The organism is Amorphus orientalis, from assembly GCF_030814015.1.
GTDB classification, from domain to species: domain Bacteria; phylum Pseudomonadota; class Alphaproteobacteria; order Rhizobiales; family Amorphaceae; genus Amorphus; species Amorphus orientalis.
In genome coordinates this window covers 350,490-369,888 of record NZ_JAUSUL010000002.1, presented here as the reverse complement: position 1 = coordinate 369,888, position 19,399 = coordinate 350,490, and the positions used below count along the sequence as shown (strand labels likewise).

Here is a 19,399-nt window from a genome sequence, read left to right as displayed (position 1 = left end):
CCGCCATGTCCGCCCCCCGCCCCGACGCCCCGCTCTTCCCCCGCGGTCCGCTGATCGCTGCCGGGGTGCTGATCGCGGTCTCCGTCGCGGTGATCGGCTCGTCGCGCCTGACCGGCGTCGGCCGGACCGAGATGCCCGCCACCCAGGTGATGGCGAGCATCGACCTCCGCTTCGAGGACCGCAGCGACGGGGCCGTTCAGGTCACCGCCGCCGACGACGGACGGGTCGTCCAGGTCTATCCCCCCGGCACCAACGGCTTCGTGCGCGGCGTGATGCGCGGGCTTGCCCGGGAACGGCGGCTGTCCGGCATCGGCGCCGCACCGCCCTTCCGCCTGATCCTCAACACCGACGGCCGACTGACGCTGGAGGACACCGCCACCAGCCGCGACATCGCGCTGGACGCCTTCGGCCCCACCAACGCCCAGGCCTTCGCCTCCATCCTGACCAATGGGAGCACAACGCGATGATCGCACTCAGACGCAGCGAACCGCGGGCTTTCGACGTCGCCTGTACTGTCGAGATCTCGCACACATTCGAAAGCCTGCACGCCCATGTGGTCCTCGACGGCGACATCCGGATCCGACCGGGCGACGAGGTCACGGTTCATGGCGCGCCGATCCGCGTGCCCTACGGCGAAACCGCCTCCATCCGCCGCAACGCCACCATCCGCCGCGCCGGCTGGCTGGAGCGCGAATGGACCCGGATGACCGGGGACGTCGAATTCATGGAACTCCTGGAGTTCAGCTTCTCATCGGAGAGCGAGCTATGACCATTGAAAAGCTGTCGATTTCCGCCAAGGACACCACCCGGCTCGCCCAGGAAAGCACGGTGCTGAGCCCGCGCTTCTACACCACCGACTTCGATGCCCTCGACCGCATGAACGTCGAGCCGGTCCGCCGGGAGTGGGACGAACTTCTCGCCGAGATGCGCAGCGATCCCAACAAGGATCATTTCAAGCGCGGCGACGCCTGGGACAAGATCGACCTGAACGACCTGCCGGAAGACCTCCGCAAGGAATTCGTCGACTTCCTGGTGAGTTCGCTGACCGCCGAGTTCTCCGGCTGCGTGCTCTATTCGGAAATGAAGAAGCGCGGCTCCAATCCCGACATCTGCGAGCTCTTCAAGTACATGAGCCGGGACGAGGCCCGCCATGCCGGCTTCATCAACGACACGCTCAAGGACTTCGGGATCGGCGTCGATCTGGGCTTCCTGACGCGGACGAAGAAGTACACCTTCTTCCGGCCGAAGTTCATCTTCTACGCGACCTACCTCTCGGAGAAGATCGGCTACGCCCGCTACATCACCATCTATCGGCAGCTGCAGCAGCACCCGGACCGCCGGTTCCACCCGATCTTCAAGTGGTTCGAGAAGTGGTGCAACGACGAGTTCCGCCACGGCGAGGCCTTCGCGCTTCTGATGCGGGCCAATCCGGAGATGCTGGCGGGCGGCAACAAGCTGTGGGTGCGCTTCTTCGTGCTCGCCGTGTTCGCCACGATGTATGTGCGCGACCATGCCCGTCCGGCCTTCCACGAGGCCCTCGGGCTCGACATCACCGAGTACGACAAGAAGGTCTTCGCGATCACCTCGGAGATCACCAGGCAGGTGTTCCCGCTGACGCTCGATCTCGACAACCCGGCCTTCCTGGCCGGGCTGGAGCGGCTGGTGCGGATCAACCAGGCCATGGCGGAGTGCGGGCCCGGCATCAAGGGCCGGCTGCGCAAGCTCGGCTACACCGCGGCCGCCGCGGCGACATTCGCCCGGCTCTACGTGATCCCCTCCCGGCGCAACGAGCGTCCGGAGAGCTCGCGGCTCGTGCCGAGCTGGTAGGAGGCGGCGATGACGCTCACCCAGCACGGCCTTCCGGTCCTGTACGCGCTGTTCCTGTGGTGGTTCAGCACCGGCCTGATCCTGTATCTGGACGGGCTGCCGCGGCGGACCTTCGGCTGGACCATGCTGGGTGCCACGGCGCTTGCCGCCACCGCCCTCGCCCTCGTCGGCTGGGATGCGGCGGACGAGACCGTGTTCGGGGCCTATCTGGGCTTCACCTGCGGACTGGCCGTCTGGGGGTGGAACGAGGTCGCCTTCCTGCTCGGCTACCTGTCCGGACCGAACCGCGAGCCGTGTCCGGAAGGGCTGACCGGCTGGGCGCGCCTGAAGCGGGCGACCGACACGATCCTCTATCACGAGCTCGCCATCATCGCCGGCGGTGCACTCCTCATCGCGCTGACCTGGAACGCCGCCGACCACACCGCCGTGTGGACCTATCTCGTGCTGTGGGCGATGCGCCTGTCGACCAAGATCAACGTCTTCCTCGGCGTGCCCAACCTGGCCGAGGAGTTCCTGCCGGCTCATCTCGCCTTCCTGCCGAGCTATTTCCGCCGCCGGCCGATGAACCTCTATTTCCCGGTCGCCGTAACCGCATCGACCGTCCTCCTTGTCGGCCTGATCCTGGCCGCGGCCGATCCCGCCGCCGGCCCCCATGCGACGACGAGCCTGACCTTCCTGGCGACGCTCGTCGCGCTCGCCCTTCTCGAACACTGGTTTCTGGTGCTGCCCCTGCCGTCCTCGGCCCTGTGGAGCTGGAGCATCAGATCGCGGGGCATGGATTCGACCCCGCTCTCACCCGGCGCCGTGACGGCCTGTTCCGCGACGCCCAACACTTCCGCCCCGACAAAAATCTGGAGCCGATCATGAACCACGAGGCGTTCTTCAAACAGCAGCTCGAGGCGCTTCGCGGCGAAGGCAACTACCGTGTGTTCGCCGATCTTGAGCGTCGGCAGGGCAGCTTCCCGCGGGCGGTGCGCCATGGCGGCGACGGCGCCTCGGAGGTCACGGTGTGGTGCTCCAACGACTATCTCGGAATGGGCCAGAACCCGCTCGTGCTCGACGCCATGCACGAGGCCATCGACCGTTGCGGCGCCGGCGCCGGCGGCACCCGCAACATCTCCGGCACCAACCACTATCACGTCCTTCTGGAGGACGAGCTCGCCGACCTGCACGGCAAGGAAGCCGCCCTCCTGTTCACCTCCGGCTACGTCTCCAACTGGGCCTCGCTGACCACGCTGGCGTCCCGCCTGCCCGGCTGCGTCGTGCTGTCCGACGAGATGAACCATGCCTCGATGATCGAGGGCATCCGCCACAGCCGCGCCGAGCGCCAGATCTTCAAGCACAACAGCCCCGAGGATCTCGACCGGCGCCTCGCCACCATCGAGCCCGGCCGGCCGAAGCTGGTCGCCTTCGAATCCGTCTACTCCATGGACGGCGACATCGCCCCCATCAGGGAGCTCTGCGACGTGGCCGACAAGCACGGCGCGATGACCTATCTCGACGAGGTCCATGCCGTCGGCCTCTACGGTCAGCGCGGCGGCGGCATCGCCGAGCGCGAGGGTCTGATGGACCGGCTCACCCTGATCGAGGGCACGCTGGGCAAGGCGTTCGGCGTCGTCGGCGGCTACATCGCCGGCTCCGCGGCGCTCTGCGACTTCATCCGCTCGTTCGCCTCGGGTTTCATCTTCACCACCGCGCTGCCGCCCCACGTGGCTGCGGGGGCGGCCGCCTCCATCCGGCACCTGAAGACCAGCCAGCTGGAGCGCCAGCGCCACCAGGCGAACGTCGCCAAGGTGCGCCGCCGGCTCGACCAGATCGGCATCCCGACCATGCCGAACCCGAGCCACATCGTGCCGGTGATGGTCGGCGACCCGGTCAAGTGCAAGTGGATCAGCGACATCCTGCTGGAGAACCACGGCATCTACGTGCAGCCGATCAACTATCCGACCGTGCCCAAGGGCACCGAGCGGCTGCGCATCACGCCCTCGCCGCTCCACACCGACGCCGACATCGACCACCTCGTCACCGCGCTCGAGGGCCTCTGGTCCCAGTGCGCTCTGGCCCGCGCCGTCGCCTGATCCGGCCTGATCCGCCGCCACCGGCGCGAGCCGCCCGAAGAGGCAGCCGCGCGCAAGGGAGGGATACCATGACCACCATCGCCACACCCGGCCGGCCGGTTCCGCTGCGACGCACGGCCGACGCCACGTCCGCGAGCGGTCCCGGAGCCGACCCTGCCGCCCTGTCGCCGACACCGCTCCTCGACGACATCACCCTGCCCGCCGATCTCCGCGGTCTCGACGAAACCCGGCTTCCCGCACTTGCCGACGAGCTCCGCCGCGAGATGATCGACGCGGTCTCGATCACCGGCGGCCATCTCGGCTCCGGCCTCGGCGTGGTCGAGCTGACCGTGGCGCTGCACTACGTGTTCGACACGCCGCGCGACCGGCTGATCTGGGACGTCGGCCACCAGGCCTATCCGCACAAGATCCTCACCGGCCGGCGCGACCGGATCCGGACCCTGCGCCAGGGCGGCGGCCTCTCCGGCTTCACCAAGCGCAGCGAGAGCCCCTACGACCCGTTCGGCACGGCGCACTCCTCCACCTCGATCTCCGCCGGGCTCGGCATGGCGGTCGCCCGCGATCTCGACGGCGGCGACGGCAACGTGATCGCCGTGATCGGCGACGGCGCGATGTCGGCCGGCATGGCCTACGAGGCGATGAACAACGCCGGCGCCATGGACAAGCGCCTGATCGTCATCCTCAACGACAACGACATGTCGATCGCCCCGCCGGTGGGGGCGCTCAGCTCCTATCTGGCCCGCAAGATCTCCGGGCGCACCTACATGACGATCCGGCGCCGCGGCAAGCGGCTCACCGCCCGGCTGCCCGGCCGGATCGACCGCCACGTCACCCGGCTGATGGAGCACCTGCGCGGCTATCTGACCGGCGGCACCCTGTTCGAGGAACTCGGCTTCTACTATGTCGGGCCGATCGACGGGCACAGCTTCGAAGATCTGCTGCCGGTGCTGCGCAACGTCCGTGACGCGCCGGAAGGCCCGATCCTGGTCCACGTCGTCACCCGCAAGGGCAACGGCTATGCGCCGGCCGAGAGCGCCACCGACAAGTGCCACGGCGTCTCCAAATTCGACGTGGTCACCGGCAAGCAGGCCAAGGCCGTGGCCAAGGCGCCCGCCTATACCAAGGTGTTCGGCGAAAGCCTGGTGGCCGAAGCGCGCAAGGACGATCGCATCGTCGCCGTCACCGCGGCCATGCCGTCCGGCACCGGCGTCGACCTTTTTCAAAAGGCGTTTCCCGACCGCGCGTTCGACGTCGGCATCGCCGAGCAGCACGCCGTCACCTTCGCCGCCGGCCTGGCGACGGAGGGCTACCGGCCGTTCTGCGCCATCTACTCCACCTTCCTGCAGCGCGCCTACGATCAGGTGGTGCACGACGTCGCGCTGCAATCGCTGCCGGTCCGCTTCGCCATCGACCGGGCGGGGCTCGTGGGCGCCGACGGCGCGACCCACGCCGGTGCGTTCGACCTCGCCTATCTCGGCTGCCTGCCGAACATGGTGGTCATGGCGGCCGCCGACGAGGCGGAGCTGGTCCACATGGTGGCGACCGCCGCCGCCATCGACGACCGGCCGTCCGCGTTCCGCTATCCGCGCGGCGAAGGCATCGGCGTGACCCTGCCGGAAGCCGGTGTGCCGCTCGAGATCGGCCGCGGCCGGATCGTGCGGGAAGGCAGCCAGGTGGCGCTTCTGTCGCTCGGCACCCGCCTCGGCGAGGCGCTCACCGCTGCCGATCGGCTCGCCGGCTACGGCCTGTCCACGACCGTCGCCGACGCCCGGTTCGCCAAGCCGCTCGACCGCGACCTCATCCGTCAGCTTGCCCGCAATCACGAGGTTCTGGTGACGATCGAGGAAGGCGCGGTCGGCGGCTTCGGCAGCCATGTCCTGCAGGCGCTGTCCGACGACGGCTTCCTCGACAAGGGCCTTCGCGTACGGACGATGACCCTGCCCGACCTGTTCATCGATCAGGACAGCCCGAAGGCGATGTACGCCCGCGCCGGCCTCGATGCCGATGGCATCGTGGCCAGGGTGCTTACAGCGCTCGGTCAGCAGATGGAGGCTGGCGGCGCAGACGCAGCCGTGGGCCACGCCGGCACCGTCCGGATCTGAGCATCATCCCGTCGGGCGGACCAACGCTGCGTCAGTAGGACAGGCTCGGCAGCTTGAGCGCAATGTCCGGGATCAGCCAGACCAGGAGCAGCCCCAGAAGCTGCAGCAGCACGAACGGGACGATGCCGCGATAGATCTGCAGCGTCGTCACGTCGGGTGGCGCGGAGCTCTTCACGTAGAACAGCGCCATGCCCACCGGCGGCGTCAGGAACGAGGTCTGCAGGCAGATCGCGATCAGGACGGCGACCCACAGCGGATCGAAGCCGAGCGACACCACCACCGGAACCGTGAGCGGCGCGATGATCAGCACGATCTCCATCCAGTCGAGCACGAAGCCGAGCAGGAACACCACCAGCAGCACCACGCCCAGAACCGCCTGGGGCGGCAGCGGCAGGCCCTGTATCGCGCCCTCGATCACCTCGTCGCCGCCGTAGCCGCGCAGCACCACGGAGAAGCAGCTCGCGCCGAAGATCAGCGCGAACAGGAAGGCCGTGGTCTTGCCTGTGCCGTAGCTGACGTCCTTGAGCGTCTGCCAGGTGAGCTGACGGTCGGCGGCGGCCAAAAGCGTGGCGCCCAGCGCTCCGACGCCCGAGGCCTCCGTCGGCGAGGCGATGCCGAGGAAGATCGAGCCGAGCACCGCCGTCATCAGGAGAACCGGCGGGACCAGCGCCCGCACCAGGTCGAGGACCGCGCTGGCGGTGTCCTCGTCCGGATCGACCTTCTGGGGCGGCGCCAGCTCCGGGCGGATCGCGCACAGCACGACGATGTAGACGGCGTAGAGGAAGGCCAGCAGCGCGCCGGGCAGGATTGCGGCCATGAACAGGTCGCCGACCGACAGGCGCAGCTGGTCGCCCATGACGATCAGCATGATCGACGGCGGCACCAGGATGCCGAGACAGCCGGACGCCGCCACGGTGCCGAGCCCGAGCGGCATGCTGTAGTTGGCGCGGCGCAGCACCGGCAGCGCGACGGTGGCCAGAAGCACTACCGAGGCGCCGATGATGCCGGTCGAGGCCGCCAGCACCAGCCCGATCGCCACGACCGCGAGGCCGAGCCCGCCCGGCAGGCGCCGCATCATCCGGCCCATCGCGACGAGAAGCCGGTCGGCCACGCCGGAGCGCTCCAGCATCAGCCCCATGAACACGAACATCGCCATCGGCACGAGCGAGTAGTTCGACAAGGTGCCGAAGATCCGGTCGGAAGCGAAGGCGATGAAGTTGGAGCCGGCCAGCACCTTGATGCCGAGCATCGGCAGGAGGTCGCCCAGAAGCGCGAACAGCACGCCGACGCCGCCGAGGACGAAGGCGACGGGAAAGCCCGCGAACAGGCCCGCCGCGAATGCGGCGAACATGAGGGCGACGAAGATGACGTCCTGGGTCAACGGGACACCGGCGGGTAGGAGGAACCGGCCCCGCGCATCGTCAGGAGCGCGCGGCACATCTGGGCGATGCCCTGCAGACCGAGAAGCGCGAAGCCCGCGAACATGCAGAACTTGATGACGTAGCGCGCCGGCAGCCCGCTGGGCATGGGCGAGCCCTCACCGATGGACAGGGAATAGGTGAAGGTTCCCCAGGCAAACCACCCGATCCCGATGACGAACGGCATCAGGAGGACGAGGCCGCCGAAGAACTCGACGACGGCCTTGCGCAGGGGAGAAAACTTCGCGTGGAACAGGTCCACGCGGACATGAACGTCGTCGCGATAGGCGAAGGCCATGCACCCGAGCACGATCAGCGCGTTCAGGTGCCACTGCAGCTCCTCGAGCTCGACGAGCCCGAGCCCGAAGCCGTAGCGCAGCACGACGTTCAGGATGATGACGAGCATCAGGATCGGCAGCACGAGCGCGGTGGCACGCCCCACGGGAACCGTGATCCGGTCGATCGTCCGGGCGATACCGTAAAGCGTGTCGTTCATGGCGCGTGCTGCCGATCCCTTATCCACTCGGGACAATCAGTCGGTCCGGACCTCGACCCAGGCCGCGTTCTGGTCGCGGTAGGCCTGCAGGGAGTCCCAGACGCGCTTGAAGTTCTCGTCGTCGGCGGCCTGCTCCTGCATCACCTCGTCGGTCTTCTCCTTGAAGGCCGCCAGCAGCTCGGGCGAGAACTCGCGGATCTCCACGCCGTTCTCCTTGAAGGCTGCAACCGCTTCGGCGTTCTCCGTCATCGTGGAGGTGACGCCCCACAGCATGGTCTCGCGGCAGGTCAGCTCGATCAGCTTGCGCTGGGCCTCGCTCATGGAGTCCCACTTCGCCTTGTTGATGATGAGCTCGTTGATCGCCGCCGGCTGGTGCCAGCCCGGCAGGTAGTAGTTTTTGGCGACGTCGTCGAAGCCGACGCTGGCATCGATGGCGGGCATGGAGAACTCGGTGCCGTCGATCACGCCGCGCTCGAGGTTGGGATAGATGTCGCCGCCGGCCAGAAGCACGACGGAGGCGCCCATCTTCTTCATCACTTCGCCGGCCAGACCGGCGAAGCGCAGCTTCATGCCCTCCAGATCGGCCGCGGTCTCGATCGGCTTCTTGTACCAGCCGCCCGCTTCGGAATCCATCAGGCCGCAGGGCACGGTCACCACGCCCTGCTCGGCGTAGATCTCGCGCCAGATGTCGAGGCCGCCGCCGTTGTAAATCCAGCCGAGATACTCGAACGCGTCCGGTCCGAACGGCACGCCGCCGAACAGCTGCACGGCCGGGAACTTGCCGGCGACATAGAGCGGGCTGGTGTAGCCGGCGTCGAGGGTGCCGCGCTGCACTGCGTCGAAGATCTCCAGCGACGGCACCAGCTTGCCGGCGCCGTAAAGCTCGACCTCGACGTTGCCGCCAGAGGCTTCGTTGATCGCGTCGGCGAAATGCTGCGCGTCGCGCCCGCTCGCCGGCAGGGTCAGCGGCCAGGCGCTCTGCACGTTCAGCGAAACGCCGTCCTGGGCCTGGACCGGGGCACCCATCGCGCCGACGGCGAGAGCCATCGCGACCAGGCCGGTCGTCTTCATGCTGCGGAACATCTGCTGTCTCCTCTGTGGCGGGCCGGGCAGGAAACCGTCGCCGACCCGATTTTTCCAAGCCTGTTCCGGCAGTTGGCCCGAACAGCGACGTCTGCGGCTTTCAAACCACAATTTAATTTTTGAGAAGGGTATTTTGTCCGGTAAATTTTTGCAATATTCCGAAAAGAGATCGAACCGGAAAATTGAGGGCGTCGGACCGTGCAGTCGAGCGAGACGCGCGTGGCATTGGTGACGGGAGCGGCCGGCGGCATCGGCCTCGCCTCAGCGCACGCGCTCGCCGCCGACGGCTGCCGGATCGTGCTGGCCGATGTGGATCGAGACGGTCTGGAGCGCGGCAAATCCGAGCTGATCGCCGCCGGCGCGACGGTCGAGACGGTCGTCATGGACGTCGCCGACGAAGCCTCGGTGGACGCAGCGTTCACAGCCGCGGAAGCGGCTCTCGGCCCCGTCGCCATTCTGGTTCTGTGTGCCGGCATCATGGGCGGCGGCCCCGGCATCTCCACCGATCTTGCCGACATCTCGCCGGAGCAGTGGGACCGGGTCAACGCCGTGAATTCGCGCGGCACGTTCCTGTGCATGCGCGCCTTTCTGCGCCGCCGGCGGGAGACGCCGGTCGACGACGGGCGCATCATCACCCTGTCCTCCGCCGCCGGCCAGCTCGGCGGCTATCGCGGAGATCCCGCCTACGTGGCTTCCAAGGCCGCCATTCTCGGCCTCACCAAGATCGCCGCCCGCCAGTGCGCCGACCAGGGCATCACGGTCAACTGCATCGCCGCCGGCCCGGTGCGCACGGGCATGTTCGAGCGGGCAATGGATCCGGACGCGGTTCCGGGCCTTGAAGCGCGCATCCCGCTCGGGCGCGTCGGAACCGCCGAGGACGTCGCGGGCGCGGTCCGCTATCTCGCCGGCGACGCGGCGCGCTGGATCACCGGCGCCACCATCGACGTCAACGGCGGCTACAGGATGCAGTAGGCGCCATGTCAGGGCTGACGGTTCATGATGAGATCGCCGGACTGGTCGTAGATGCCGATCATCACGTGCATCTGCATGATCAGGTTCGTGAGATCGTCCGGGGCCGGCGCCACCTGCTGGAACAATCTCAGGAGAACCGCCCGGCGCTGGTCGAGATAGGCCTGGATGATCTCGTCGCCGTGCTCAGACACAGCATACGTCATGCTCTTGCGCGAGCGGCCCTGCTTCTCGATCAGACCAAGCTGGCCGAGCTTCTTCAGCCCGTACTGGATGTTCGTCATGTCGTCGCGGTGCAGCAGCCGGCCGATCTCCATCAGCCCCTTCGCCGTGCCGTTCATGTGGACGGCGTGCAGGATCGAGGCCTCCGTGCTGGAGAGCGAAATGTCGGAGACCGACGCCAGGCAGTCGCGCCGCCAGCGCGCGAACGCGGCGCCGAGGTGCCAGATCGCATATTCGAATTCGGCCAGCTTCGCCTCGTAGTCGGCGCCCTCGGGCGCGTTGGCGACCTGCTTACTTTCCGATTTCGCGCTCTTACTTCCGGCCATCCGGGATTCAGCCTTCCAACAACTTCAAAGCATCGGGCGAGATGACAGCGGAGCAAGTCGCAACAGGGCCGCAAAGTCAATGCGGTGGTGAACAGTCGGATGGACCGGGCAGCGTCTACGCGCTCCTCAAGGCCCAGGCCGCCCGCTATCCGGAGAACGACCTGCTCGTCCTCCCCCAGGCGGTGCGGACGCTGTGGGGGCTGGACGAGCCGGCGCTGAGCTATGGCGGGACGCTGCACCGGGTCGACGCCCTTGCCGATCGCTACCGCGCGGCCGGCTACGGGCCAGGCCACCGGGTGGCGCTTCTCCTGGAGAACCGGCCCGCCCATTTCCTCCACTGGCTTGCGCTGAATTCGATCGGCGCCAGCGTGGTGCCGGTCAATCCGGACTACACCGCCGACGAACTCCACTTCCTGCTGGAACACAGCGACAGCACGCTTCTGGTCCACCTCCCCTCCCGGGCGGCGCAGGCGTCGGAGGGGGCTGAAGGCCTGCCCGTCAGCCTGGTGCCGGAGGATGCCGCCACCTTCCCTTCCGCCGCGACACCCGCCGGCTCCGCGCCCGCCGATCCGACCGCCGCCGAGTGCGCGCTGATCTACACCTCCGGGACCACCGGCCGGCCCAAGGGCTGCATCCTCACCAACGGCTATTTCCATGGCTGGGCGGAATGGTACTGCGCCCAGCGCGGCCACATCTCGCTGCGCGAGGGCGTGGAGCGGCTGATGACGCCGCTGCCCACCTTCCACGTGAACGCCATGGGCAACTCGTTCATGGGCATGCTCGCCTCCGGCGGCGCCCAGATCATCGTCGACCGCTTCCATCCGCGCTCCTGGTGGGACATGGCGCGCGAGACCGGCGCCACCTGCTTCCACTATCTCGGCGTGATGCCGGCCATCCTCCTGGCGATCCCGCCGGCCGACACCGACCGGGACCACTCGCTGCGCTTCGGAATGGGCGGCGGCGTCCACCCCGATCACCACGCCGCCTTCGAGGCGCGCTTCGGCGTGCCGCTGCTGGAGGGCTGGGCGATGACGGAAACCGGCGGCGCCGGCATCCTGTGCGCGTCCGAGGAACCCCGCCACGTCGGCGAACGCTGCCTGGGCCGCGCGGACCGGCCCGGGCCGCCGATGGAGATCCGCCTTCTCGACGACGAGGGACGCGATGCGCTGCCCGGCGAACCGGGCGAACTGGTGCTGCGCGCCCGCGGCGCAGACCCCACCCGGCGCTTCTTCTCCGGCTATCTGAAGAACGAGGCGGCAACCCGGGAGATCTGGGCCGGCGGCTGGCTGCGCACCGGCGACGTCATGCGGCGCGGCGCGGACGGCGCGCTCCATTTCGTCGATCGCAAGAAGAACATCATCCGCCGCTCCGGCGAGAACATCGCCGCCGTCGAGGTCGAAGGTGCCATCGCCAGCCATCCCGGCGTCTCCCAGGTCGCGGTGATCGCCGTTCTCGACCCGCTGCGCGGCGAAGAGGTGCTGGCCGTGGTCGTGCCGAAGGAGGGCAAGGGCGACGCCGCGCTGGCCGACGCCGTCTTCGCCCACTGCGCAGACCGGCTCGCCTACTACAAGCTGCCCGGCTACGTCGCCTTCCGGCCGTCGCTGCCGACCACGTCGACCCAGAAGGTGCGCAAGACCGACCTCGGCGATCTCGCCTCCGCTCCCGATAAGGCGGACGACTGCCACGATCTGCGCGAGCGCAAGCAGACAATGCGGAAGGCCGCCCCGTGACACGCCGCCGGCTCGGATATGACGGGGTGGTACTGGCCGCGCCGGTCACCGTTCCCTACGAGCGCTTTTCCACCCGGAGCTCCCACTGGTTCCTGGGCCGGGCGATGCGTGCGCTGGTGGCCGAGACCGGCTTTGCCAAGCACGCCATCGACGGCATGTGCGTGACCAGCATGTCGCTGGCGCCCGACAGCGCGATCGGCGTGGTCGAGCATCTGGGGTTCGAGCCGCGCTGGGTCGACAACGTCACCTTCGGGGGCGCGAGCGGCCTGATCGCGCTGCGCCGGGCGGCCCGGGCCGTGCAGGTGGGCGACGCCGAGATCGTCGCCTGCGTCGCCGGCGACACCAACCAGACCGATTCCTTCCGCCGCGGCACCGCCTCCTTCAGCCAGTTCGGCCAGGACGCCGTCTACCCGTACGGATCGGGCGGCCCCAACGCCAGCGTCGCGCTTCTGACCGACAACTACATGCGCACCTATGGGGCGGAAGTCGCCGACTTCGGCCGGGTCTGCGTCGCCCAGCGGGCCAACGCGCTCGGCAACCCCCAGGCGCTTTTCTCCAAGCCGCTGACCCTCGACCAGTACGTCAACAGCCCGCTGATCGCCGATCCGATCCGGCTCTATGACTGCGTCATGCCCTGCGCTGGAGCCGAGGCCTTTCTCGTCATGCATGAGGAGACCGCCCGCGCCCAGGGCCTGCCCTTCGCGCGCCTGCTCGGGGCGATCGAACGCCATAACGCCTTCCCCGACGATCCGGTCCAGGAGCGCGGCGGCTGGGTCGTCGACCGGGACGAGCTGTTCGCCCAGGCCGGCGTCACCCACGACGCCGTCGATTTCGTTCAGGCCTATGACGACTATCCGGTGATCATCTTCCTGCAGGTCGAGGATCTCGGCTTCTGCGGCAAGGGCGAGGCCAAGGACTTTCTCGCCGGCCACGACCTTACCGCCTCCGGCAGCTTCCCGATCAACACGTCCGGCGGCCAGCTCTCGGTCGGCCAGGCCGGCGGCGCCGGCGGCTTTCTCGGCATCGTCGAGACCATCCGCCAGCTCACCGGCCAGACCGTCGGCACGCCGGTTCCGGACGCCGGGATCGGCCTCGTCAGCGGCTTCGGCATGATCAACTACGACCGGGGCCTGTCCACCGGCGCGGCCCTTCTGGCGGCATGACCATGGATCACCGACCCCACCGAAACCCCGTCCTTCCTCCGCGCCGGCCGACGACGCCGCCGGTCACGCGCAGCCGGTTCGCCCTCGGCCTGACCGCCGCGGCCGCGACCGGACGGCTCGCGCTCCAGGAATGCCTGGACTGCGGCGCCATCCAGTATCCGGCCCGCGAGGCCTGCCGCCACTGCCTCTCCGACCGGCTCGAATGGCGCGAACGCGACGGCGCCGGCACGCTCCAGGCTGAAACCTGCGTCCGCAAGCCCTACGAGACCTATTTCCGCGAGCGCGCACCCTGGCGCACCGGCCTCGTCCGGCTCGACTGCGGCGTCAGCGTGGTCGCCTACCTGCACGGAGGCTGCGCCGAGCCGCCGGCCCGGGTCCAGGTGCGGCCTTATCTCGACCGGGCCGGCCGCGCCGTGCTCGTCGCCCTCCCCCAAGAGGACATCATCGACATGACCGACGATCCGCTGATCCGGGAGCTCACCAATTCGCCGAAGGGCCGCAACGTGCTGATCACCGATGGCACGTCGGAGATCGGCCAGGCCATGGCGATCGCCGCTGCCGAGGCCGGCGCCGAAACGGTCTGGGTTGGCGCCAGCGAACCCTGGAAGGCCGCCCCGGGCTTCGAGGCGCTGTCGGCCGTCCCGCAGGTGACGCTGCTTCCGCTCGACGTGACCGACACCCAGTCGGTCGACACGCTCGCGGGCCAGATCGGCGGCAAGGTCGACATCCTCATCAACACCGCCGAGTTCCACCGCACCCATTCCGCCCTGTCCCGGCGCGGCGTGGAGACGGCGCGCGCGGAGATGGAGGTCAACTATCTCGGCCTGCTGCGGCTGTCCCAGGCGTTCGGTCCGGCAATGAGCGCGCGGGCCGCGGAAATCCCCACCAACGCGGTCGCGTGGGTCAACGTCCTGTCCGTGTTCGCGCTCGCCAACTATCCGGCTCAGGGCACCTTCTCCGCCTCCAAGGCGGCCGCCCTGTCGCTCGCGCAGTGCCTCAGGGCCGAGTTCCGGCCGGCCGGGCTGCGCGTGCTGAACGTATTCCCCGGTCCGGTCGACGAGGCCTGGAACCAGACCGAGCTGCCGCCGAAGGTGGCCCCGCGCCGGCTGGCCGCCGACATCGTCCGCGCCCTGGAAGACGGGCTGGAGGACCTGTTTCCCGATCCGATCGCCCGCGACTGGTACGAGCGCTGGCGCGCCGATCCCAAGGTGCTGGAACTGGAGCTGACGGCATGACGACGTCCGACCTTGGATCCCTAGCAGCCCTGGTCTCCGATCTGGCCACAGGCAGCGTCGAGGTCGTCGACCTGACCCAGACGCTCGCGCCGGACATGCCGCGCATCTCGCTGCCGCCGGAGTTCGGCCAGTCCGCGCCGTTCCGCATGGAGGAAATCTCGCGCTACGACGAGCGCGGCGCCTCCTGGTACTGGAACAACTTCTCCTGCGGCGAGCACACCGGCACCCATTTCGACGCGCCGATCCACTGGGTGTCGGGGCGCAACCTGCCCGACAACACCACCGACACCATCCCACCGCAGAACTTCGTCGGTCCGGCCTGCGTGATCGACTGCAGCGCGGAGGCCCGGCAGGACCCGGACTTTCTCCTGACCGTCGAGTTCGTGAAGGCCTGGGAAGCGGCCCACGGCCCGATCCCTCCCAGAGCCTGGGTGCTGATGCGGACCGACTGGTCGGAGCGCACCGATCCGTCCGATTTCCAGAACTACGATGCCGATGGCCAGCATTCGCCGGGGCCGAATCCGGACTGCGTGCGTTTTCTCATCGAGGAGCGCGACGTGCTCGGCTTCGGCACGGAGACCATTGGCACCGACGCCGGCCAGGCGGCCCATCTGAAGCCCCCCTATCCGTGCCATTTCTACATGCACGGGGCCAACCGCTATGGCCTGCAGTGCCTGGCCAATCTCGACCGGCTGCCGCCCCAGGGCGCGGTCCTCATCTGCCCGCCGCTGAAGATCCGCAAGGGCAGCGGAAGCCCGCTGCGCGTCCTCGCCCTGGTGCCCCGGACGTAAAAAATCCGCTCAGACGCGAACGCCTGAGCGGATTGATGTCTTCCGAGATCTGAGCCGTTCCCGTCCAGACCGCACCCGGTCGGACGGGACCAGCCTCACAACGTTCGGATCGTCTTCAGGGCCCCGTCGAGCATGGTGCCCTTCTCGTCCTTCAGCGCCGCGTCGATCAGCCGGTGCAGCCAGGTCGCCGCATCCTCCCGCCCCTTCAGGAGCGGAACCGCCGACAGCACCCGGTCGAACTTGGCCTCGCCGCGCACGTGGGTGTCGCTGTAGCCCTTGATCAGCCGGCGCGCCCTGAGCACTTCCACGCCGAGCTGATAGTCGTCGCGAACCGTATCGCAGGCGAGCTTGAGCCACTCCTCCAGATGCGCGACCTCGATCTGGTGGCGTAGCGTCCGCCGCCGGTAGCCGCGCAGGCTGCCGATCGCATAGAGCGTGACGAAGCCGCGGATCGTGTCGGTGCGCACCCGCCGGCCCTTGTTGATGAGCCGGTCGAGCCGCTTCGACAGACCTTCCCGGGCCAGGATGCCCCTTCCGAGCGAGGCAGGCAGGATCCCGCAGATCTCTTCCAGGCGCGGATGCATGAACTCGGTGATCTCGACGAGCTGCTCGGGCGTGGCGCGCACTTCGGCGTTCACGCGCTCGAACCGGCTGCCCCTTGTCTTCAGGTCGGCCACACGGATCACGTCGTCATAGGCCATGGCGTTGGCCACATACTTGGCCGCCGTTGCCGTGAAGTCGTAGCCCTCGCCCTCGCCGCCGGCCGCCTTGTCGACCTCCAGGACCTTCGTCAGCCGGTTCAGATACTCCTCGCCATACTTCACGTCCTGGAAGTCGACGACTTTCTTCAGACCGGGCAGAAGCATCCCGTGGGCGGCTTGCGGAAACTCCGCGTGGATACGGTCGAGCAGCGCCTGCCAGGCGCGCCGCATCTTCTCCGGGCCGGCAACGACCGGGCCGGCCGGCTTCGGTTCGATGATGTCCGGCGCATCGACGGCCGGGGTCTCCTCGACGATGCCGTCCCGTACCTGGACCGCATCGAATCCGGCAGCGAACGCCCTCAGGCTCGCCTTCACGCCGCGTCCGCTCGCCTCGATGGTCTGCTCGAACGACTCCCGTGCGAACGGCAGCACGCCGGAGCCGGCCAGCGCCCCGAACAGGCTCGCGGAGATCACGCTGCCGTTCTGCAGCGCCAGTTGCTCCAGACGCGCGGCCCGCACGTCCTTCGCGACCTCTTTCGCCGCCTCCATCACCGGAAGGGCATCGGCGATGCCGTCGCCGGGGACGATCTTTTCCGACACCGCCAGGGTGCGGTCGGTGGAGAAGATCAGCGTCGTGCGATCGGGCGAGACGAAGCCGCGCTGGATCGCCCGACCCGCCTCCATCAGTTCCGAAGCGAGCACCACGTCCACGTCGCCGGGCGCCGGCATCATGCCGAGGACGGGTGTCCCCTCGCCCTCCGGCACCATCTCCACATAGTAGACCGTCGCGCCGGTGCGCTGGGCGACGCCGGGCACCGACGTCGACTGGGCGTACCAGCCGTTGCGCTCGGCCAGATCGACGATCCAGCTGGTGATGACGCCGCCGCCCTGTCCGCCGACGGCGAGGATGGCCAGCTTGATGACCTGATCCCGGTCCGGCACCCGGCCGGCCGAGGGTTCCGCGATCGCATCCATCGAACTCACGCGCCTTCCGCCGCGAACACGAGACGGCGGGAATCGCGCCGCTTCTGAAGCCAGGAGGAGACGCGCCGGCGGATACCGGCCATGCGCTTGTCCCAGGCGGTCGGGTTGTGGACCACGTCGGCCCGGTAGAAGGACGGGCACAGCACGGCCGCGTCGGCGACCTCGCCGCAGTTGCCGCAGCCGACGCAGTTCTGGTCGATCGAGGCGACCGGATCGTCGCGCAGCGGGTCGTCCAGCTCCTTCACCGACAGGGACGGACAGCCCGACAGCCGCATGCAGGCGTGATCGCCAGTGCAGACGTCCTCGTCGACCCCGAACTTCGGCTTCACCACCCGCTCGCCGCCGGAAATGGCCTTGGCCAGCTGCGGCTTCTCGCGGCGCTGCCGGTTCAGCATGCATTCCGACGAGGCGACGATGATCTTTGGCCCCTTCTCGTCGGTGGTCAGCGCCTCGCGGAAGGTGTCGCGCACCTTGGTCACGTCATAGGTGCGGTCGATCTGGCGCACCCATTTCGCGCCGACGCCCTTCACCGCTTCGGTGATCGGATGGGCGGTCGAGCGCGACTTGTTGTCGGCCCGCGAAGACGGAATGTCCTGTCCGCCGGTCGCCGCCGAATAGTAGTTGTCGACGATCAGGATGACGCCGTCATGCTTGTTGAACACGGCATTGGTCACGCCGGTGGACAGTCCGTTGTGCCAGAAGCCGCCGTCGCCCATCACCGAGATCGGCCGCTTCTTCGCCTTCACGTTGAAGGCGGAGGCCGACGCCGGCCCGAGGCCGTAGCCCATGGTGCTGCCGCCGATGTTGAAGGGCGGCATGATGGAAAAGAGGTGGCAGCCGATGTCGGCGGCGACATGGTGCTCGCCGAGCTCCTCCTGGACCAGCTTCATGCCGGCGAAGATCGGCCGCTCCGGACAGCCGACGCAGAAGCCCGGCGGGCGCGGCGGCACCGTCTTGGAGAGATCCGGCAGCTCGGTCTGCGGCCGGTTCGGCGCCCGGTCGGCGGCCGTCAGAAGACCCGGCGCGTTTTCCAGCAGGAAGCCGCGGATGGAATCCAGCATGACCGTGCCGGTGTACTCGCCGGCGATCGGGAACGGGTCCTTGCCGAACAGCTTGGTGTCGACGCCCGCCTTGTGCAGCATAGCGCCGAAGGCCTGCTCGATATGGTTCGGCTGGCCTTCCTCCACGACGAGCACCGCGTCCTTGTCGCGGGCGAAGTCGAGGAACTCGTCGTCGATCAGCGGATAGGTGACGTTCAGCACGTAGAGCGGCACCTCGGTGTTGCCGCGGATGTCGGCGAGGCCGAGCCGCTGCAGCGCCCGAATGACGCCGTTGTACATGCCGCCCTGCAGGACGATGCCGATCTTGCCGTCACCGCCGAAGAACTCGTTGAGCCCGCGCTCCTTGATGAAGTTGACGGCGTTCGGCCAGCGGCTCTCCACCTTCTCCTTCTCGTGCAGGAACGAGGCCGGCGGCAGCACGATGCGGTTGAGGTCCCGCTTGGGGTTCTCCAGCGCGTCAGCGAGCGACATGGTCGGACGCACATTGTCCTTGGCGATGAAGCGGCCGTGCACGTGGCAGGCGCGGATGCGCATCTCCAGCATGACCGGCGTGTTCGACGCCTCCGACAGCTCGAACCCGTCGCGCACCGACTTGACGATGGACTCCAGGTTCGGCCTGGGATCGAGCAGCCAGAGCTGCGACTTCATGGCGAAGGCGTGGGTGCGCTCCTGCATGATGGAGGCGCCCTCGCCATAGTCCTCGCCGATGATGATCAGCGCGCCGCCGGTCACGCCGCCGGACGACAGATTGGCCAGCGCGTCGGAGGCGACGTTCGTGCCCACCGGCGACTTGAAGGTCACCGCGCCGCGGATCGGATAGTGTACCGAGGCGGCCAGCGTCGCGCCGGCGACCGCCTCCGAGCCGGACTGCTCGAAGTGCACGCCGAGCTCTTCGAGGATCTCCTCGGCGTCCGACAGGACGTCCATCAGATGCGAGATCGGCGCCCCCTGATAGCCGCCGACATAGCCGACGCCGCACTCCAGGAGCGCCTTGGTGACGGCAAGGATGCCCTCGCCGCGAAATTCTTCGCCCTCTCCGATGCGGAGTTGCTGGACTTCTTTTGCAAACGAGCGTTCAGCCATGGAAAGCTCCTGTTACGCAGACCCGCCGCACCGTTCACCGATGCGCGGACCGGGTCCTACTCGTTGGTCTGTTGCGGTCCGGGACGGCCACCTTCTCAGTGCCGCCACCGGGATCGCTTCAATCGGTTTC

The 19,399-nt window shown here is 68.3% G+C and carries 17 protein-coding genes; 11 read left to right on the top strand and 6 right to left on the bottom strand.

Translation table 11 applies throughout. From position 1 onward, the window contains the following. The first annotated feature begins 5 nt into the window (after positions 1 to 5). The 6 genes from puhC to dxs all read left to right on the top strand — a co-directional run bounded on the left by puhC (position 6) and on the right by dxs (position 6,007). Positions 6 to 467: a photosynthetic complex assembly protein PuhC gene (gene puhC, locus J2S73_RS09540; protein ID WP_306885286.1), complete on the top strand. Its 462-nt coding sequence runs from the start codon at positions 6 to 8 to the stop codon at positions 465 to 467. Next, entirely contained in the window at positions 464 to 769 is a 306-nt protein-coding gene (locus tag J2S73_RS09535) for an O2-dependent cyclase accessory protein (RefSeq protein WP_306885285.1), read from the top strand. Before puhC ends, J2S73_RS09535 begins: the two co-directional genes overlap by 4 nt. Further along, complete coding sequence (acsF, locus tag J2S73_RS09530; RefSeq protein ID WP_306885284.1) at positions 766 to 1,827, top strand: magnesium-protoporphyrin IX monomethyl ester (oxidative) cyclase; 1,062 nt, start codon at positions 766 to 768, stop codon at positions 1,825 to 1,827. The genes J2S73_RS09535 and acsF overlap by 4 nt, the downstream gene beginning before the upstream one ends. Positions 1,828 to 1,836: 9 nt before the next feature. Beyond that, on the top strand, positions 1,837 to 2,694 hold the full coding sequence (puhE, locus tag J2S73_RS09525; protein WP_306885283.1) for a putative photosynthetic complex assembly protein PuhE: 858 nt from the start codon (positions 1,837 to 1,839) through the stop codon (positions 2,692 to 2,694). Beyond that, entirely contained in the window at positions 2,691 to 3,905 is a 1,215-nt protein-coding gene (gene hemA / locus J2S73_RS09520; protein ID WP_306885282.1) for a 5-aminolevulinate synthase, read from the top strand. The genes puhE and hemA overlap by 4 nt, the downstream gene beginning before the upstream one ends. Positions 3,906 to 3,973: 68 nt before the next feature. Continuing rightward, a complete protein-coding gene (dxs, locus tag J2S73_RS09515) occupies positions 3,974 to 6,007 on the top strand; it encodes a 1-deoxy-D-xylulose-5-phosphate synthase (protein WP_306885281.1) in 2,034 nt (677 codons plus the stop codon). Positions 6,008 to 6,038: 31 nt separating this feature from the next. Here dxs and J2S73_RS09510 read toward each other — a convergent pair whose 3' ends face one another. Genes J2S73_RS09510 through J2S73_RS09500 form a run of 3 tightly spaced genes read right to left on the bottom strand, consistent with a single transcriptional unit; the run spans position 6,039 to position 9,004 of the window. Next, positions 6,039 to 7,388 carry a TRAP transporter large permease gene (locus J2S73_RS09510; RefSeq protein WP_306885280.1) on the bottom strand — a complete coding sequence of 450 codons (1,350 nt, stop codon included), beginning with the start codon at positions 7,386 to 7,388 and terminating at the stop codon, positions 6,039 to 6,041. Next, positions 7,385 to 7,921: a TRAP transporter small permease subunit gene (locus J2S73_RS09505; protein WP_306885279.1), complete on the bottom strand. Its 537-nt coding sequence runs from the start codon at positions 7,919 to 7,921 to the stop codon at positions 7,385 to 7,387. Before J2S73_RS09505 ends, J2S73_RS09510 begins: the two co-directional genes overlap by 4 nt. 36 nt (positions 7,922 to 7,957) lie before the next feature. Then, positions 7,958 to 9,004: a TRAP transporter substrate-binding protein gene (locus J2S73_RS09500; RefSeq protein WP_306885278.1), complete on the bottom strand. Its 1,047-nt coding sequence runs from the start codon at positions 9,002 to 9,004 to the stop codon at positions 7,958 to 7,960. Positions 9,005 to 9,223: 219 nt separating this feature from the next. On the opposite strand from J2S73_RS09500, the gene J2S73_RS09495 reads away from it, so the two are divergent. Further along, a complete protein-coding gene (locus J2S73_RS09495; RefSeq protein WP_306885277.1) occupies positions 9,224 to 9,976 on the top strand; it encodes an SDR family NAD(P)-dependent oxidoreductase in 753 nt (250 codons plus the stop codon). 8 nt (positions 9,977 to 9,984) lie between these two features. Here the strand turns inward: J2S73_RS09495 and J2S73_RS09490 are convergent, their stop codons facing one another. Next, a complete protein-coding gene (locus tag J2S73_RS09490) occupies positions 9,985 to 10,521 on the bottom strand; it encodes a winged helix DNA-binding protein (RefSeq protein WP_306885276.1) in 537 nt (178 codons plus the stop codon). Positions 10,522 to 10,562: 41 nt separating this feature from the next. Between J2S73_RS09490 and J2S73_RS09485 the strand changes: the two genes are divergently transcribed. From J2S73_RS09485 to J2S73_RS09470, 4 genes are read left to right on the top strand one after another with little or no spacing between them, the layout of a single operon-like run. Further along, on the top strand, positions 10,563 to 12,251 hold the full coding sequence (locus tag J2S73_RS09485; protein WP_306885275.1) for an AMP-binding protein: 1,689 nt from the start codon (positions 10,563 to 10,565) through the stop codon (positions 12,249 to 12,251). Next, on the top strand, positions 12,248 to 13,414 hold the full coding sequence (locus tag J2S73_RS09480) for a thiolase family protein (RefSeq protein WP_306885274.1): 1,167 nt from the start codon (positions 12,248 to 12,250) through the stop codon (positions 13,412 to 13,414). Before J2S73_RS09485 ends, J2S73_RS09480 begins: the two co-directional genes overlap by 4 nt. Positions 13,415 to 13,416: 2 nt before the next feature. After that, positions 13,417 to 14,649 (top strand): SDR family NAD(P)-dependent oxidoreductase, encoded by a 1,233-nt coding sequence (locus tag J2S73_RS09475; RefSeq protein ID WP_306885273.1) that lies wholly within the window; start codon positions 13,417 to 13,419, stop codon positions 14,647 to 14,649. After that, on the top strand, positions 14,646 to 15,440 hold the full coding sequence (locus J2S73_RS09470; RefSeq protein ID WP_306885272.1) for a cyclase family protein: 795 nt from the start codon (positions 14,646 to 14,648) through the stop codon (positions 15,438 to 15,440). Before J2S73_RS09475 ends, J2S73_RS09470 begins: the two co-directional genes overlap by 4 nt. A gap of 95 nt (positions 15,441 to 15,535) precedes the next feature. On the opposite strand, the gene J2S73_RS09465 is transcribed toward J2S73_RS09470, so the two are convergent. Together J2S73_RS09465 and J2S73_RS09460 are read right to left on the bottom strand one after the other, a co-directional pair. Then, the gene (locus J2S73_RS09465; protein ID WP_306886291.1) at positions 15,536 to 17,116 is read right to left on the bottom strand and encodes an indolepyruvate oxidoreductase subunit beta family protein; all 1,581 of its coding nucleotides are present in this window, start codon (positions 17,114 to 17,116) and stop codon (positions 15,536 to 15,538) included. A 5-nt stretch (positions 17,117 to 17,121) separates the two neighbouring features. Next, positions 17,122 to 19,269: a thiamine pyrophosphate-dependent enzyme gene (locus J2S73_RS09460; protein ID WP_306885270.1), complete on the bottom strand. Its 2,148-nt coding sequence runs from the start codon at positions 19,267 to 19,269 to the stop codon at positions 17,122 to 17,124. Between the last annotated feature and the right edge of the window lie 130 nt (positions 19,270 to 19,399).